The following is a 14,196-nucleotide window of genomic DNA, read 5'->3' as shown; positions in this document are numbered from 1 at the left end:
GCGGATGCGAAAGCCGTTCCGCTGCCTCGCAATAGCTCACAAGATTCGTGCCAAGCAGGCCGATAGAGATGACGAACAATAATTTACTGCGATTCCAGTTATGTGGGCGCAAAATGCGCGATTGAGAACAGGAAAGCTTGTCACGTAAACGACAAAGGTGATGACAATGTCGCAAATTGTTGTATGCGTCTGAAGGACCACAAGCTGGCGCTGGCTCAGCAGTAAGGCGCGTCAGATCAAGTGGCTTCGGCTTTGGTTATGCGGTAGCTCGCCCAACCGATCAGAACGGCGTTGATGTAACGATTGAGGCGGAGAAAAGCCAAGATACCTCGACGCGCTGCAGCAGCTTTTATGGACGGCTTTCGATTGATATTTCCAGCAAGGGTTACTCGACGCTTCTGGCAATCATCCTGTTCACGCCCGCAACATCAGCTAAACCGCTTGTCCAAGCCTCACTAGGCGCCCGCAGCGTTATTTTCTCGATCGCTGTGCTTCTGATCGCGCATACGGTGTCGCTAGTCAGATTATCAACGGCAAACCGAAGCGCGATACACGCCCACCGCACCAGAGCTTCAGTCCCCGTGCTATCTCCCGGGGGATTATTCGGCGTTGAAATCTTCCAACTCGTGGCGCAGCTATCATGGACTTGTCCGACCTGAAGGCTATCGAACCGCCCCTCCGGGGCGGATTGCGACACGACATGTCGGCAACCCTACAAAACCCCTTCGCATAGCGACAACGAAACATGTGCAATCTCGAAGGCTTACCGGCGCAACTTTATTGGCACGAGCAGTGCTCAGAGTTAGCCGGGTCCCTGAAGCCCGAATCCGATTGGGGAGCTTAAACGACTATGCACATCGTGGTCTGTATCAAACAAGTGCCGGACTCTGCGCAGATACGCGTCCACCCGGTGACAAATACGATAATGCGCCAAGGCGTACCGACCATCATTAACCCTTACGACCTGTTTGCTCTCGAAGAGGCACTTCAAGTTCGTGACCGCTATGGGGGCGAGGTGACCGTTCTCACGATGGGACCGCCCATGGCTGAGCAAGCGCTACGCAAAGCCCTTACCCACGGCGCAGATCGCGCAGTGCTTCTGACCGACCGCCTCTTTGCTGGATCTGACACGCTGGCGACGTCGTATGCTCTTTCTCAAGCAGTAGGGAAGATTGGCGAGAGCTACGGGGCGCCTGATATCGTCTTTACGGGAAAGCAGACAATTGACGGCGACACGGCCCAGGTCGGACCCGGAATTGCAAAGAGGCTGAACCTCCAGCAACTGACTTACGTAACGAAGATTGTCTCCATTGATCCCACTTCGCGCGAGCTCATGGTTGAACGGCACGCGGAGAGCGGCACGCAGATGCTGAAGAGCACGTTTCCATGTCTCATCACCGTGCTGGAAGGTGTCAATGCTATCCGCCGGGGCTCTCTCGATGACGCCTTCCGTGCCGCGCGAAGCCCGGTTCTTAAATGGGGGGCCGCTGACGCCGGCATTGGGGAGTTGACCAAATGCGGCCTAAGGGGATCGCCGACGGTCGTGAAGCGAGTATTCGCCCCTGGTTCGCGCGCCGAAAAAGCTATGCAAATGGACATTAACGACAAAACATTGGCGGAGGTCGCCGCGGACACGGTCGCTGCAATTTTTGCCTGCCAGCCTGTTTTGGAACGCAAGCTCACGTCCCATGGCAATCGGTGAGCAGCGAGGAGTAGATTTTGGTCGCTAGAAAAAATGAAACGCCGGCAAATGCGGTCGGCCGCGCCAGCTCAGGGAAAAAGCTGCTTAAGTGTTTCGAAGATCACCGGCACGTCTGGGTCTTCATGGAACTTGAGCGCGGCAATGTTCATCCCGTATCGATTGAACTCCTCGGCGAAGGCCGCAGACTAGCTGACAAGCTGGGTGTCCAACTGGCCGGGGTAATCCTCGGTTCGTCTGAAGGCGTGGGCACCAAGCCTGCGATCGAAGAGGCCTTCGCTTACGGAGCTGATGTCGCCTATCTGGTAGAGTCGCCCCTCCTCGCCGACTATCGAAACGAACCCTTTACCAAGGCTTTGACGGATCTGGTCACTACTCACAAACCAGAAATTCTCCTTCTCGGCGCGACCACGCTCGGCCGCGACCTCGCCGGTGCTGTAGCAACGACCTTACAAACAGGGCTTACGGCTGATTGCACCGAGCTGGATGTTGATGGAGATGGTTCACTCGCAGCGACGCGGCCAACTTTCGGCGGGTCCTTGTTGTGCACGATCTACACGCTGACCAGCCGGCCGCAAATGGCAACGGTGCGGTCCAGGGTAATGGCGACGCCGCAACGTGCGGATAAGCCAATTGGACGCGTTATCCAACATCAACTCCTAATGGTTGAGGAGGAGATCGTCACCAAAGTGCTCGCGTTCCTTTGTAACAGCGGGTCTGAGCAATCCGATCTGGCCAACTCCGACATCGTGATCGGGGGCGGTCTCGGCCTCGGCGCTGCAGGAAACCTGCAATACTTGAGAAACCTGGCAACGACGATCGGCGGGGGTGTCGGGTGCTCGCGCCCACTGGTCCAAAAAGGCTGGATGCCTGCTGATCGACAAATTGGTCAGTCCGGCCATACCATTAGACCCAAGCTCTACATCGCGGCGGGAATATCTGGCGCGGTCCAGCATCGCGTTGGAGTCGAAGGAGCCGATCTGATTGTCGCTATCAACCTCGACCAGAACGCTCCGATCTTTGACTTCGCCCACATCGGCGTTGTCGCTTGCGCGCTGGAGTTCTTGCCGGCGTTGACAGAAGCTTTCGCCAAGCGAATGCCACCGCACAACTCTATCAAGGGTATGGACCGAGGAAGGCTAGATGACCAAGAGTAAGTTCGACGCGATCGTGATTGGTGCCGGTATGTCCGGCAACGCAGCAGCCTATTCGATGGCTAGTCGCGGTCTAAAAGTGCTGCAGCTGGAGCGCGGAGAACATTCGGGCTCTAAGAATGTTCAAGGGGCTATATTGTACGCCAACATGTTGGAGGCGATTATCCCAAACTTCCGCGATGACGCTCCTCTTGAACGGCATCTAGTCGAGCAACGATTCTGGCTAATGGATGACTCGTCGCACACGGGCGTGCACTATCGCTCTGATGACTTCAATGAACTGAAGCCAAACCGGTATACGATCATCCGCGCCCAGTTTGACAAATGGTTCTCACGCAAGGTGCGCGAGGCGGGTGGCACAGTCCTTTGTGAAACGACAGCGACCAGACTCGCTTGGGATCTGAGCGGTAAAGTAATAGGCGTTCACACGGACCGAGAGGGCGGTGTGATCCTCGCGGACGTGGTCGTTCTTGCCGAGGGCGTGAACGGACTGCTTGGAACACGAGCCGGCTTACGCGATATGCCGAAGCCAGAAAATGTGGCCCTCGCTGTCAAGGAAATGCATTTCATGCCGGAAGAGGTGATCGCAGAGCGCTTCGGCCTCAGCGGTAGCGAAGGCTGTGTGATCGAAGCCGGCGGCACGATCTCACGCGGAATGGCCGGACTGGGCTTCCTTTATACCAACAAGGAGTCAATCTCGTTGGGGATCGGCTGCCTCGTCTCCGGTTTAGCGGAAGGCATGGAAAATCCGTACCGCATCCTTGAAGCCTTCAAGCAACATCCCTCGATCCGACCATTACTGGCCGGATCAGAGATCAAAGAATACGCCGCGCATCTTATTCCTGAGGGCGGCTTCAAGGCAATCCCACCGCTCTTTGGCAACGGGTGGGTCGTCGTGGGCGACGCGGCGCAACTAAACAATGCCGTGCATAGGGAGGGATCGAACCTTGCGATGACATCCGGCCTCATGGCGGGTGAAGCGATCTTCCAGATAAAGAGCCGTGGCGGTCTGATGACGAAACGCAATCTCTCTCTCTATAAGGGCATACTGGACAAGTCGTTCGTCATGAAAGACCTGATCAAACACAAAGATCTTCCAAGCCTCCTCCACACCGACAGTCACAATTTTTTCATGACCTATCCAACGCTTATATCTCAAGCAGCGCAAAATTTTGTGCGCGTCGACGGTGCACCTAAAATCATCAGGGAGAAGGCTACAGCTGCCTCCTTTATCAAGGCACGATCCCGTTGGGGGTTGATTAGCGACGCGGTCCGCTCCGCCGCATCTTGGCGTTAAAGGAAAATTCGATGAAGGCGACCATCATTGAGCGCATTGAGGACAAGCTGTACCAAAACCGATATCTCGTCGACACTGGACGTCCGCATATAACAGTGCGACCGCACCGGTCGCCAAGCCCGAACCTGCTCGCCTTGACGCAAATCTGTCCGGCCAAATGTTACGAGGTGAACGAAATTGGTCAGGTGGCGATTGTTCCCGATGGCTGCTTGGAATGCGGCACATGCAGAGTGTTATGCGAAGCGAGTGGGGACATAAAGTGGAATTATCCCCGGGGCGGGTTCGGGGTCCTCTTCAAATTCGGATGAGGAGTCCCTACCTCCGGCGGGATAGCAGCGACCGATGCAGCTGCATTAGCGGCGGCGATTGAATGTGCATCCACTCAACCTTTCGAAAGGCAAATTTTCTATGCCGCCGGGAACACGATTTTGACTTAGGAATATGCGTTTAGCATATTTCGCGCACCAGGGAAAAAAACAGTGCACCCTCCCCTGTTTGTAGGCATGATTAAACCAGAGGCGCGGCTCCATATACTCTACGACATATCCAAAGAGCTTATCTCTTCTTTTCCTCTAGACAACGTGCTGAAGGCTGCGATGAACGCCCTCGTCGAGCATCTGCGATTGCGCGATGGCGGAATCGTGATTCACGGCTCCGGAGGAGAGCCCTGGATAAACGTACGGGCTCCCATTGGGCACGACGTTCGCTCACGTTCGCTTACGATTGAACAGGCGGACACAATAAATCGTGTCATCGCTAGCGGAGAGAAGCACTTTGGGAAAAATTCTGTCGTTCTCCCCGTTAAAGTAAACCGGAAGACAATCGGCGCATTGTGGATTGATTTCGCGCAGAAAAGCGGAGATCAGGACGAAACCCTTCTGGCAATGATTGCCGTCCTGATCGGCTTAACCTGCCAGCGCTATCGCGAATTGTGCAGCGATGGCGGCTCAGTCGCCGAGGAACAACAAGCAGGACAGATTCCGAAAATCGGGCCGAAGCCTCATCCCACCCAACTCGATAAAATCGACTGGATCGTCGGGGAAAGCCCCGCGCTCAAGAGGGTATTAGCGACGGCCAAGATCGTGGCCGCGACGAACTCCGCGGTGCTCTTGAGAGGAGAGAGCGGCACTGGCAAGGAATGCTTTGCAAGAGCAATACACGCGTTATCGATACGGAAAAGCAAGGCGTTTATTAAGTTGAATTGCGCCGCGCTGTCGGAGACCGTTCTGGAATCCGAATTGTTTGGCCATGAGAAGGGCGCTTTCACTGGCGCTCTGCTTCAACGAGCTGGACGTTTCGAACTGGCCAATGGCGGAACGCTGTTGCTTGATGAAATTGGCGATGTATCACCACAATTCCAGGCAAAGTTATTGCGCGTGTTACAGGAAGGCGAATTCGAACGTCTCGGCGGAACGAAGACATTGAAAGTAGACGTTCGAGTTATATGCGCCACCAACAAGGACCTTGAAGTGGCCGTCCTTCGAGGGGAGTTCAGAGCCGACCTCTATTACCGGATCAATGTGGTGCCCATCATTTTGCCGCCACTTCGGCAGCGCGACGGAGACATTTCGCTTCTAGCGCAAGTGTTCCTCGAGCAATTCAACAAGTCAAATGATCGAAATTTCGACTTCGCGCCGTCGGCAATAGGCATTTTGTCGAAATGCGCCTTCCCCGGCAATGTTCGCGAGCTGGACAACTGCGTACAAAGGACCGCAACTCTCGCCAGTTCAAATACCATCGCTTCATCAGATTTTGCCTGTCAGCAAGACCAGTGTTCTTCAGCGCTCCTCTGGAAAGACGCCCCCGACGACTACCCGGTGCATAGTCTCAACCCGCGAGATACAATGTTAGGCGGACTGGGGGCCAACGCAGGTACTCCCAGCGGTTCCGCAGCCACAATCGAGGCGCCGGGTCTCACTGAGCGTGATCGGCTGATCAAGGCAATGGTGAAGGCTGGTTGGGTACAGGCCAAAGCGGCTCGTATTCTGGGTAAAACGCCGCGGCAGGTCGGCTATGCGCTGCGCCGGTTTGGTATCGATGTGATCAAAGAGTGAAGGTGAGCGATGTCAAGAACATCGTAAGCTTTGGTTGGTTGCTGGAGAAGCGACTTCGGGCGCGATCCTGCCTTGATTGCTACAAAACATCTACGACAGCGAGCGCGGAAACGGGCGGTAAAGGCGACATGTCGACCGGAATCTATCTTGCTTTTGGAGGTTTAACCTTTCCTCACCAATGGAACAATGCGATGTCGGAACCGGAAATAAAGGTCGGGACGACCAGCAGTGCTCTCTTCGACCGAGCGCCGATGGCTCCCGCTATGCCCGGTGGCCGCGCATCTTCGTCCCATGGCCTTTCGGTGACGGATGACATAGATGCGCGGATCTGGGAGAGAATCAAAGACCATCCCTGCTTTTCAGAGCAAGCCCATCACTATTTCGCTCGCATGCATGTCGCGGTCGCGCCAGCCTGTAACATCCAGTGCAACTACTGCAATCGCAAATACGACTGCACCAACGAAAGCCGTCCCGGGGTCGCATCAGTAAAGCTAACTCCCGACCAGGCACTACGCAAGGTGCTTGCCGTCGCCCGCAAAGTGCCGGAGCTTTCGGTAGTCGGCGTCGCCGGACCGGGCGACGCTTGTTACGACTGGAGGAAAACAGTAGCGACGTTTGAAGGAGTTGCCAGGGAAATTCCTGACATCAAACTATGTATCTCGACAAATGGGTTGGCGCTTCCGGACCATGTCGATGAGCTAGCTGACATGAACGTCGATCACGTGACGATCACTATCAACATGGTGGATCCGGAAGTCGGGGCGAAGATCTATCCATGGATACTCCACAGGCATCGTCGATACACTGGGATAGAAGGTGCCAGGATCCTTCACAAGCGCCAAATGCTGGGTTTGGAAATGCTGACCAAACGCGGCATTCTCACCAAGATCAATTCGGTTATGATTCCAGGCGTCAATGACACGCACCTCGTGGAAGTTAACCGATGGATTAGAGACCGCGGGGCTTTCACGCACAATGTGGTGCCCCTGATTTCCAAGCGTTCACATGGTACTTATTACGGTCTTGCGGGTCAGCGTTGCCCGGAGCCGTTCGAACTGAAGGCACTTCAAGACTGTCTCGATGGCAACGTTAAGCTTATGCGACACTGCCAACAGTGCCGGGCCGACGCCATCGGTTTGCTGGGCGATGATCGCGAGCGAGAGTTTGCCCTCGACCAGATCTCCACCAAAGTTGAATTCGACACCAGCAAGCGCGAGGCCTATCGCAAGCTGGTCCAGCATGAGCGAGGGGATCAACTGGCAGCAAAATTGGACGCGAACAAAGCAGTCAAGTCATTGGGTTCTTCGGGAACCCTTGCAGTTGCCGTGGCTACTAAAGGTGGCGGCCGGATCAACGAACATTTCGGTCAGGCAAGGGAACTCCAAGTGTATGCAGTCTCACGAAAGGGGATCAACTTGGTGGGACACCGCAAGGTCGAGCAGTATTGCCTCGGTGGTATAGGCGAGAAGGCCACTCTCGATCACACCATCGTTGCACTCGACGGCATCGACATTCTGCTTTCTTCCAAAATCGGCGATTGCCCAAAGAAGCGGTTGGCAGAAACTGGCGTGCGAACCAGTGACGCATTTTCCTATGATTACATCGAGACTGCGATTGGCGCGCTATACGCCGCCGAGTTTGGCGGCAAACCGGCAATGCCGACGGCTTTAGGCCCCTCTAATTGAATCAGGAGCTAAAACATGGCCTTCAAGATCATTGTATCCCAATGCACCCAGTGCGGCGCTTGCGAATTTGAATGTCCCTCAGATGCGATCAGTTTCAAAGGTGAGGGATATGTTGTGGATCCAAAAAAATGTACCGAGTGCAGGGGTGAGTTTGACACGCAACAATGCGCTTCGGTGTGTCCGATGCCGAAGACCTGCGTCCCTGCCTGATCGCCACCGGACTAAAGCGCAAAGACAGAGCCACAACGGAGATATCGGCCTGCGCATATGTCGTACTAAAATAGCGGCTTTGATAGCGCTCGACTTCCGGAGCTCCAAAGCCGCCGCAGCGAGAAGGGACATGCATGAGAGTGACAATCAGCAGAACTGACGTCGGTTTATCGGCCTATATTCACAAGAAAGACCTTGAGGAACCGATCATTTCGGTTGAACACAAAAACCTATGGGGCGGCTTTATTTTGCTGAAGAATGGATGGCGGATAGCCCTCCCCGACCTATCGCAGAACAGGCGCCTGCCCGTTACTGTCGACGCGAGGAGGCTATCCAGTTAGGGCGTGCGCAGGTTGATAGATGAGCGTCGATGCCAAGCGCAAGCGGGCATACAACCCAAATAGAGGGCATCGAGTTCCCGATCCCTTGAGGGCGGCCATCGGCAAGAGGCCGCCCGTAAATCAGCAGGAATCCGATATAATGCAATTCAACGAAACAACGCTCAAGGACCCCGTGGTCCCCATCCTTAGCGATATTGGCGGAGCTGTCAGCGTGCCGCTGGTGCGGATCGGAGATGCTCACGGGCTATACAGGACGCTGAAGGCAGTCGGGCCGGTGAAGGCCGACGAACTTGCCGATGCCTCGGATGCGCACTCGTTATGTGCGGGAGTGGCTGGCGGCACGGGCCGCCTCAGGCTGTGTGCACCATGAGCGAGGATTGTTCTCGCTGGCAACCGAGCGGGCCCACGTGTTCGCCGAGCCGGGCAGCCCGGTCGACCTGATTGGCGCGTTCGATACGGCTGCCGCGATGGTCGAGAACCAACTGCAAGCCGCCTTCAAAAACGGCCGGGGGTTGCCTGGGGCGACCAAGCTGGCTGCATGTTCTGCGCCGTCGCGCGGCTGTTCCGCCCTGGTTACGTCGATGCCCTCGTCCTGGAGTGGCTGCCGGGGCTCGATGGTGTGATCGACAAGTGGAAAACCGGTGCTACGGTTGCCGACGGAGAAAACATCAATCCGGTTGAGGGGCTTTACTGCTTTACTACTCAGCCTCGACGATGATCTGCGTTCCGACCTCCATCGCACAAGAGACAGGGCTCGCGCTTGGTGCGCAAGCGGGAGAGAAGCGATTGACGGAAGTGATCCGGTCGGGCGGTTTCACTCATGTCCGGCGCTCAGCCCACGCCCCTCAACATGGTTCTCGAGGCGACCTGATGAGAAGGAGTGGCGGGTCGGGGTCCAGCCAGATGTGCAGGTTCTCGGTGCAAACATGACGCCGAAAAGCGGATAGTCCTTGAAATTCGGACTATCTTTGCACGCTTGAGGCAGATTCGGTGGTCGCTCTCCAACTCCCTGCTGGACGAGCGAAAGAGCGGGCGATACCCGCCTCATTGGCCGCACGCAGAAGCGATTCGGGGAATTGTTCCGAGGCAATCTTCCCGCTCAATGCGTCGACGCTAGCTTTGATAGCAACCACGTATTCCTCGCCGTCATCGCAAGGCCATGCGTTGATCAGAAGACGCGCCGTGTCGCCCAGCGTCCATGCGATCTTGCGGGATGCCAGGCCTCGCCCCCAACCGGCGTGAGTGCTGATGATGATGTGAGGTGGCATTCATCACCGCATTAGTCGCCGCCGAAGCAATGCGGTCGACACGAGGAATGGTACGACTATGTAGATGCAGAGAACGCCGATATGCAGGCAGACATTGGCGATTGGTTGGCCCAGCATCGTCGGGCGGATAACATCTATCGAATGTGCCAAGGGCAGGAAGGCCGCTATCTGTTGGAATGCTACGGGCAATTGGTCTATAGGAAAGACTGCGCCTGACAAAAACAACATCGGTGTGATGACAAGGGTTTGGTAAAATATGAAGTAATCGTAGCTGGGCGCGAGGGCCGTTACGACCATTCCAAGGCTCGCAAAGGCTAAGCCAGTTAGAGCGATGACCGGAAGCGAATAGAGAAGGCACAACCAGTGTGTGTACCCCAGCGTGGCGGCGACGATACCAATTCCGGTGCCCGCCAGCGCCGCCTTAGTTGCCGCCCATGCCATTTCCCCAACGACTATATCCCCTAGCGTGAGCTGTGTGTACAACATTGCTTCCCAGGTGCGCTGGCCCTGCATTCGGCCAAAGGCCGCATAGATAGTCTCGAAGGTTGCAGCAGTCATCGCGCTTGTCGCGATCATTCCGGCCGCCAAAAATGCAGTGTACGATACGCCGTCAACGCGCCCTACCATCACTCCCAATCCAGCGCCGAGCCCGAATAGGTATATTATGGGATCGGCTAGATTTCCGAGAATGGATGCCAGCGCCGCTTTTTTCCAAGCCAGATAGTTTCTGCGCCAAACTGCGAGCCAGTTTAAACCGCCGGCGGGTAATGTTGCTACGTCCATCGTCTACTTCTCCATCTCGCGTCCGGTTAACCGCAAGAAGACATCCTCTAGATTTGGTGGACGCTCCAGCAAGCGCAGGTTCGAATATGCACGCAGTTGCGCGCGCACCTGCTCTGGATCAGGCGTGTAGCAGAACAGGGTCTCTCCGCTGATTTCCAGTCGCCTAGCATTTGGCCTGATCAAAAGACTTAGCTCCTGCGGATCGCCACCATAAATTTCGATCACGGGACAGCCAATCTGCTCCTCGATCAGGGCATGCGGTCGGCCTTCGGCGATCTTTCGGCCAGCTTCAAGCACGCACAGCCGGTCGCACAAGCGCTCCGCCTCTTCCATGATATGGGTCGTCAGAAGAATTGTCTTGCCGCGTGCCAACAGCGATCGAAGTCGTTCCCAGATCAAGTGGCGCGCGTGTGGGTCGAGACCGGTGGTCGGCTCGTCCAAAATGAGTAGCTGCGGGTCATTAATGAGCGCACGCGCCAAAGTGAGGCGCCGCTTCATTCCTCCCGATAGGTCTGCCACACGCGTATTCGCCTTGCTTTCAAGTCGCGCAAATTCAAGCAGCGATGGGATGACCGTTTCGATTTCTCGGGTGCTCATGCGGAAGTAGCGGCCGTATACCAAAAGGTTCTCACGGACCGTGAATTCCAGGTCGAGATTATCGAACTGAGACACGATCCCGATTTTCGCGCGCGCCAAGCGAACCTGGCCCGGCTCCTGCGCTCCGAGTACAGTGATCTTGCCTGCACTCGGCGACGTCATTCCTAGGATCATACGGGTGATCGTGCTTTTACCTGCGCCGTTCGGTCCTAAAAGACCAAAACATTCTCCTGCGGCGATAGTAAACGACAAGTCATTAACGACGATTTTACCACCATATGATTTCGAAACGCCGGCCAGGTCGATTGCGACTGGGGACAATGAGCCAGAAGGCGAATCCATTGCCTTAAATTTCGATTGGTGCTGCCGCTCCGATAGGATGAGATGATCCTGGTGCCGATCAGCGATCGTCGTCTTCAAATTCGTTAATTGCCCGTTCATTTCTTGTCCCAGATTTTGAGCTGCAGTGACGCGTTCATCACTCGCCACTATAGGCAATTTCAGATGTCGCCCGCCCTGGCATTTTGGTAGCGCCCTGCTGCCCAACAGTGGGCGCAATCGCGACTGATCCGCGCGACAGCCAGTCGCTATTGGATAGGGTACAAAGGGCATAGGCCTTCAAGGGAATTAAGAGAAAGATGTTCACGAGCGTGTGGAGAGCAAAACCCAAAAACCTAAGTTCGCGGGCGCGATAGGCAGCCACGCTACAGCGTACAAGAGTCATGGATCCAATGACCAGGATCGTCCACCAGGGCAGTGTGGCGGTCAGCGCAAACTGGCCAATTCCTGCCAATACCGACAGCGCAAGAAGTAGCAGGCCGACATTTTGCCCGATTGCGTCCAGCGTGAGATACCGATCGAGACCAGGCAGTACAGGAAGCGCAAGCAAAGTATCCCGAAAGGTGCTGCGTGCCCACCGTAGTTGTTGGCGTAGATAAACACCCATCGTGTCTGGAACGACTGTCGCCGCGATGGCGCTCGGAACATACTCAGTTCGAAAGCCTGCGCTCAGCATGAGAATCGTCAAATGGCGATCTTCGCCGAAGTCACTCGGCTTGCCGCGATAAAGCTGCGTCTCGTACTGATCGAGCAGCGAAAGCATAGCAGACCGACGGTACATCGCACATGGGCCGCAGCAACACATAACTGCACCGAAGCGAGCTTGTGCCGCGCGCTCCTCGTTGCAGGCAAGCCAGTACTCCATGTCAATCAAGCGAGTTAGCCAGGTGTCCGCCTGGTTACTGGCTTTCATTTGGCCCATCGCCGCACCGACTGCTGGATCCCGCATTTTGTGGGCAAGCTTAGATACGACGTCGGGGGCGATCGTGGTGTCTGAGTCCACATTCAAAATGAGATCCCCAGAGGACTGGGTTATAGCGGCGATTTGCGCTTTGCGCTTTCCAACATTTTTAGGGAGAATTGTGAAGTTGAATCTCTCATCGTCTGCATAGGCAGCGCGCTGAGCCACAACCGCGTCGCGATTTTTGGAACCGTCGTCGACTACATAGATGCGCAATTTTCCGGCATAATCTTGCTCCGCAAGCGACGCGAGGCATTCCGAAAGAACGATTGGGTCCTCGTTGAAGCACGGCACGATGACATCAACGCTTGGCACGGGGTTGGTTTCAATGTCTTTCGCAGGTGTTGTTGAGATCGTTGTCCGCCTAGCATGAAAGACCTGCGCGCTCTTGTAAACGGTGGAGAGCATTGCATAAAGCGAGATGGCGGCGATGCTGGTTGTTGCGAGCAGGGTCATGGTTTCTCGTTTGTCCAGTGTTTCAGGGAAGTGAACGAATCTCGAATCCGCGGCTATGCAGTGCCGGAATAATTCGAGAGAGTGCTATGAGCGTCTGGTCACGGAGTCCGGCAAGCGAGCATTGCTCCACCTCATCGGGAGGACACCCGTCGTGCAAAAGCACGATTGCCCCAGGCCGAGCAGCAGCAAGCACCTCATCAACGATCACGTCGACGCCCGGGCAAGACCAGTCTCTAGGGTCGGCCGACCAGTGAACGGCTCCAAGTCCAGCCCTCACCGATGCTGAAAGGACGTCTTCAGTCCAAACCCCGTAAGGCGCTCGTAAGTGCCGGACCAAGGCTTGGGGACAGGCCGAGACAATAGCTTGATGCGCCTCGTCTATTTCACGTTTCACATCCTTGGGATCGCAGGTGGCGAGGTCGGGATGCGTCATGGTATGATTGGCGACATCATGACCTTCCGCCACAAGACGCCGAATGAGTTCGGGGTGATCCTTCACGTATGAGCCGATAGCAAAAAATGTCGCCGGAACGCGGTGCTCAGCTAGAACATCCAGGATTTGCGGCGTGCAGAATGGATTAGGACCGTCGTCGAACGTCAAGTAAACGCAGCTAGCTTCCTGGCCGCTTGTGTGATTGACCGGTACTTCGCTCATATATGCGGGCCGCTTCATAGTTCCGACCCGTTTCGTTCAATCAACGAGCCCGCGGGCCACTCAGTCATTGGACGGTCGACGGGAACCACCAATACGAGGACATCTTCAGTGCGCGTGGCTGGCAGGTCGGAATGCGCGTCTGGAAGCGTCGAGCGCACACGCAGCCCGGTCATGATATTTGCGGTACCGTCTCGGCAGTATCTTTCCATATGATTCCGCATGGCGTGGCGAACTGTTCCGAAAGCAAATGGAACGCTCAACTCGCGCAGAACCGGAAACATAGCGCGGACCGAGTGAGCGATGCCTAATCCTTCTAGATCCGGTCGCACTCCGTACAGGCCTAGCTCGGCCACAAGCAAATCAGTCGTACCGACTTTTATGAAGCGGCGTAACAAGCCCATGTGGCTAGCGACGCCGTGCGAGTCATATGCGATTGCGCGGCGTTCGGGCCTCGCACCACCCCAGCTTCGGCCAGTCTCGAACGGCTTGGCATTGAACGCTCCCGTCGGCCCATAGGTCTTGCAAAAAAAATCGGCGAGTTCCGCGTGGTCGGAAGCTTCCAGCTCATTTTCCCAGCATATTTTCCATCGCACTTCAGAAGACATGCAAAAGCTCCAAGTTGTTTCTTCGCCCAACCACGATCAGAGCTGCGCGATATTGTTGCGCATACTTGTTGGATTGCCGGTTAGGCAATCGA

General features: G+C 55.7%; 15 protein-coding genes and 1 pseudogene. 10 read left to right on the top strand and 6 right to left on the bottom strand.

Annotated features, from left to right (window positions below):
- Positions 1 to 850 precede the first annotated feature (850 nt).
- From RWJ89_RS27575 to RWJ89_RS33300, 10 genes are all read left to right on the top strand, one after another.
- A complete protein-coding gene (locus RWJ89_RS27575; protein WP_003551829.1) occupies positions 851 to 1,702 on the top strand; it encodes an electron transfer flavoprotein subunit beta/FixA family protein in 852 nt (283 codons plus the stop codon).
- Between the two features lie 17 nt (positions 1,703 to 1,719).
- Positions 1,720 to 2,856 carry an electron transfer flavoprotein subunit alpha/FixB family protein gene (locus RWJ89_RS27570; RefSeq protein ID WP_003551827.1) on the top strand — a complete coding sequence of 379 codons (1,137 nt, stop codon included), beginning with the start codon at positions 1,720 to 1,722 and terminating at the stop codon, positions 2,854 to 2,856.
- The gene (locus RWJ89_RS27565; protein WP_003551825.1) at positions 2,843 to 4,150 is read left to right on the top strand and encodes an NAD(P)-binding protein; all 1,308 of its coding nucleotides are present in this window, start codon (positions 2,843 to 2,845) and stop codon (positions 4,148 to 4,150) included. Before RWJ89_RS27570 ends, RWJ89_RS27565 begins: the two co-directional genes overlap by 14 nt.
- Before the next feature lie 11 nt (positions 4,151 to 4,161).
- A complete protein-coding gene (locus RWJ89_RS27560) occupies positions 4,162 to 4,458 on the top strand; it encodes a ferredoxin family protein (RefSeq protein ID WP_003551823.1) in 297 nt (98 codons plus the stop codon).
- Positions 4,459 to 4,653: 195 nt separating this feature from the next.
- Complete coding sequence (nifA, locus tag RWJ89_RS27555; RefSeq protein ID WP_168283908.1) at positions 4,654 to 6,204, top strand: nif-specific transcriptional activator NifA; 1,551 nt, start codon at positions 4,654 to 4,656, stop codon at positions 6,202 to 6,204.
- A 191-nt stretch (positions 6,205 to 6,395) separates the two neighbouring features.
- A complete protein-coding gene (gene nifB / locus RWJ89_RS27550) occupies positions 6,396 to 7,889 on the top strand; it encodes a nitrogenase cofactor biosynthesis protein NifB (RefSeq protein WP_316031806.1) in 1,494 nt (497 codons plus the stop codon).
- 15 nt (positions 7,890 to 7,904) lie between these two features.
- Complete coding sequence (locus tag RWJ89_RS27545) at positions 7,905 to 8,099, top strand: 4Fe-4S binding protein (RefSeq protein ID WP_003551816.1); 195 nt, start codon at positions 7,905 to 7,907, stop codon at positions 8,097 to 8,099.
- Between the two features lie 134 nt (positions 8,100 to 8,233).
- A complete protein-coding gene (nifT, locus tag RWJ89_RS27540; protein WP_017991528.1) occupies positions 8,234 to 8,440 on the top strand; it encodes a putative nitrogen fixation protein NifT in 207 nt (68 codons plus the stop codon).
- Between the two features lie 19 nt (positions 8,441 to 8,459).
- A complete protein-coding gene (locus RWJ89_RS33305) occupies positions 8,460 to 8,810 on the top strand; it encodes a hypothetical protein (protein WP_441005585.1) in 351 nt (116 codons plus the stop codon).
- 7 nt (positions 8,811 to 8,817) lie between these two features.
- Positions 8,818 to 9,063, top strand: coding sequence for a hypothetical protein (locus tag RWJ89_RS33300; RefSeq protein WP_441005584.1), 246 nt, complete (start codon positions 8,818 to 8,820; stop codon positions 9,061 to 9,063).
- Between the two features lie 344 nt (positions 9,064 to 9,407).
- Here the strand turns inward: RWJ89_RS33300 and RWJ89_RS27530 are convergent.
- The 6 genes and pseudogenes from RWJ89_RS27530 to RWJ89_RS27505 form a co-directional block, all read right to left on the bottom strand.
- A pseudogene (locus RWJ89_RS27530) lies at positions 9,408 to 9,708 on the bottom strand (DUF982 domain-containing protein); the annotation flags it as partial.
- Between the two features lie 3 nt (positions 9,709 to 9,711).
- Complete coding sequence (locus RWJ89_RS27525) at positions 9,712 to 10,491, bottom strand: ABC transporter permease (RefSeq protein WP_168322226.1); 780 nt, start codon at positions 10,489 to 10,491, stop codon at positions 9,712 to 9,714.
- 3 nt (positions 10,492 to 10,494) lie between these two features.
- A complete protein-coding gene (gene nodI, locus RWJ89_RS27520) occupies positions 10,495 to 11,529 on the bottom strand; it encodes a nodulation factor ABC transporter ATP-binding protein NodI (protein WP_179040157.1) in 1,035 nt (344 codons plus the stop codon).
- Positions 11,530 to 11,566: 37 nt separating this feature from the next.
- On the bottom strand, positions 11,567 to 12,844 hold the full coding sequence (gene nodC / locus RWJ89_RS27515) for a chitooligosaccharide synthase NodC (protein WP_316031719.1): 1,278 nt from the start codon (positions 12,842 to 12,844) through the stop codon (positions 11,567 to 11,569).
- 22 nt (positions 12,845 to 12,866) lie between these two features.
- The gene (nodB, locus tag RWJ89_RS27510) at positions 12,867 to 13,517 is read right to left on the bottom strand and encodes a chitooligosaccharide deacetylase NodB (protein WP_003551807.1); all 651 of its coding nucleotides are present in this window, start codon (positions 13,515 to 13,517) and stop codon (positions 12,867 to 12,869) included.
- Complete coding sequence (locus RWJ89_RS27505; protein ID WP_221977428.1) at positions 13,514 to 14,104, bottom strand: NodA family N-acyltransferase; 591 nt, start codon at positions 14,102 to 14,104, stop codon at positions 13,514 to 13,516. Before RWJ89_RS27505 ends, nodB begins: the two co-directional genes overlap by 4 nt.
- Positions 14,105 to 14,196 lie beyond the last annotated feature (92 nt).

Origin of the sequence: Rhizobium sp. 10PS4 (assembly GCF_032464805.1) — a bacterium.
GTDB classification, from domain to species: Bacteria; Pseudomonadota; Alphaproteobacteria; order Rhizobiales; family Rhizobiaceae; genus Rhizobium; species Rhizobium laguerreae.
This window is presented reverse-complemented; position numbering and strand designations above follow the sequence as displayed.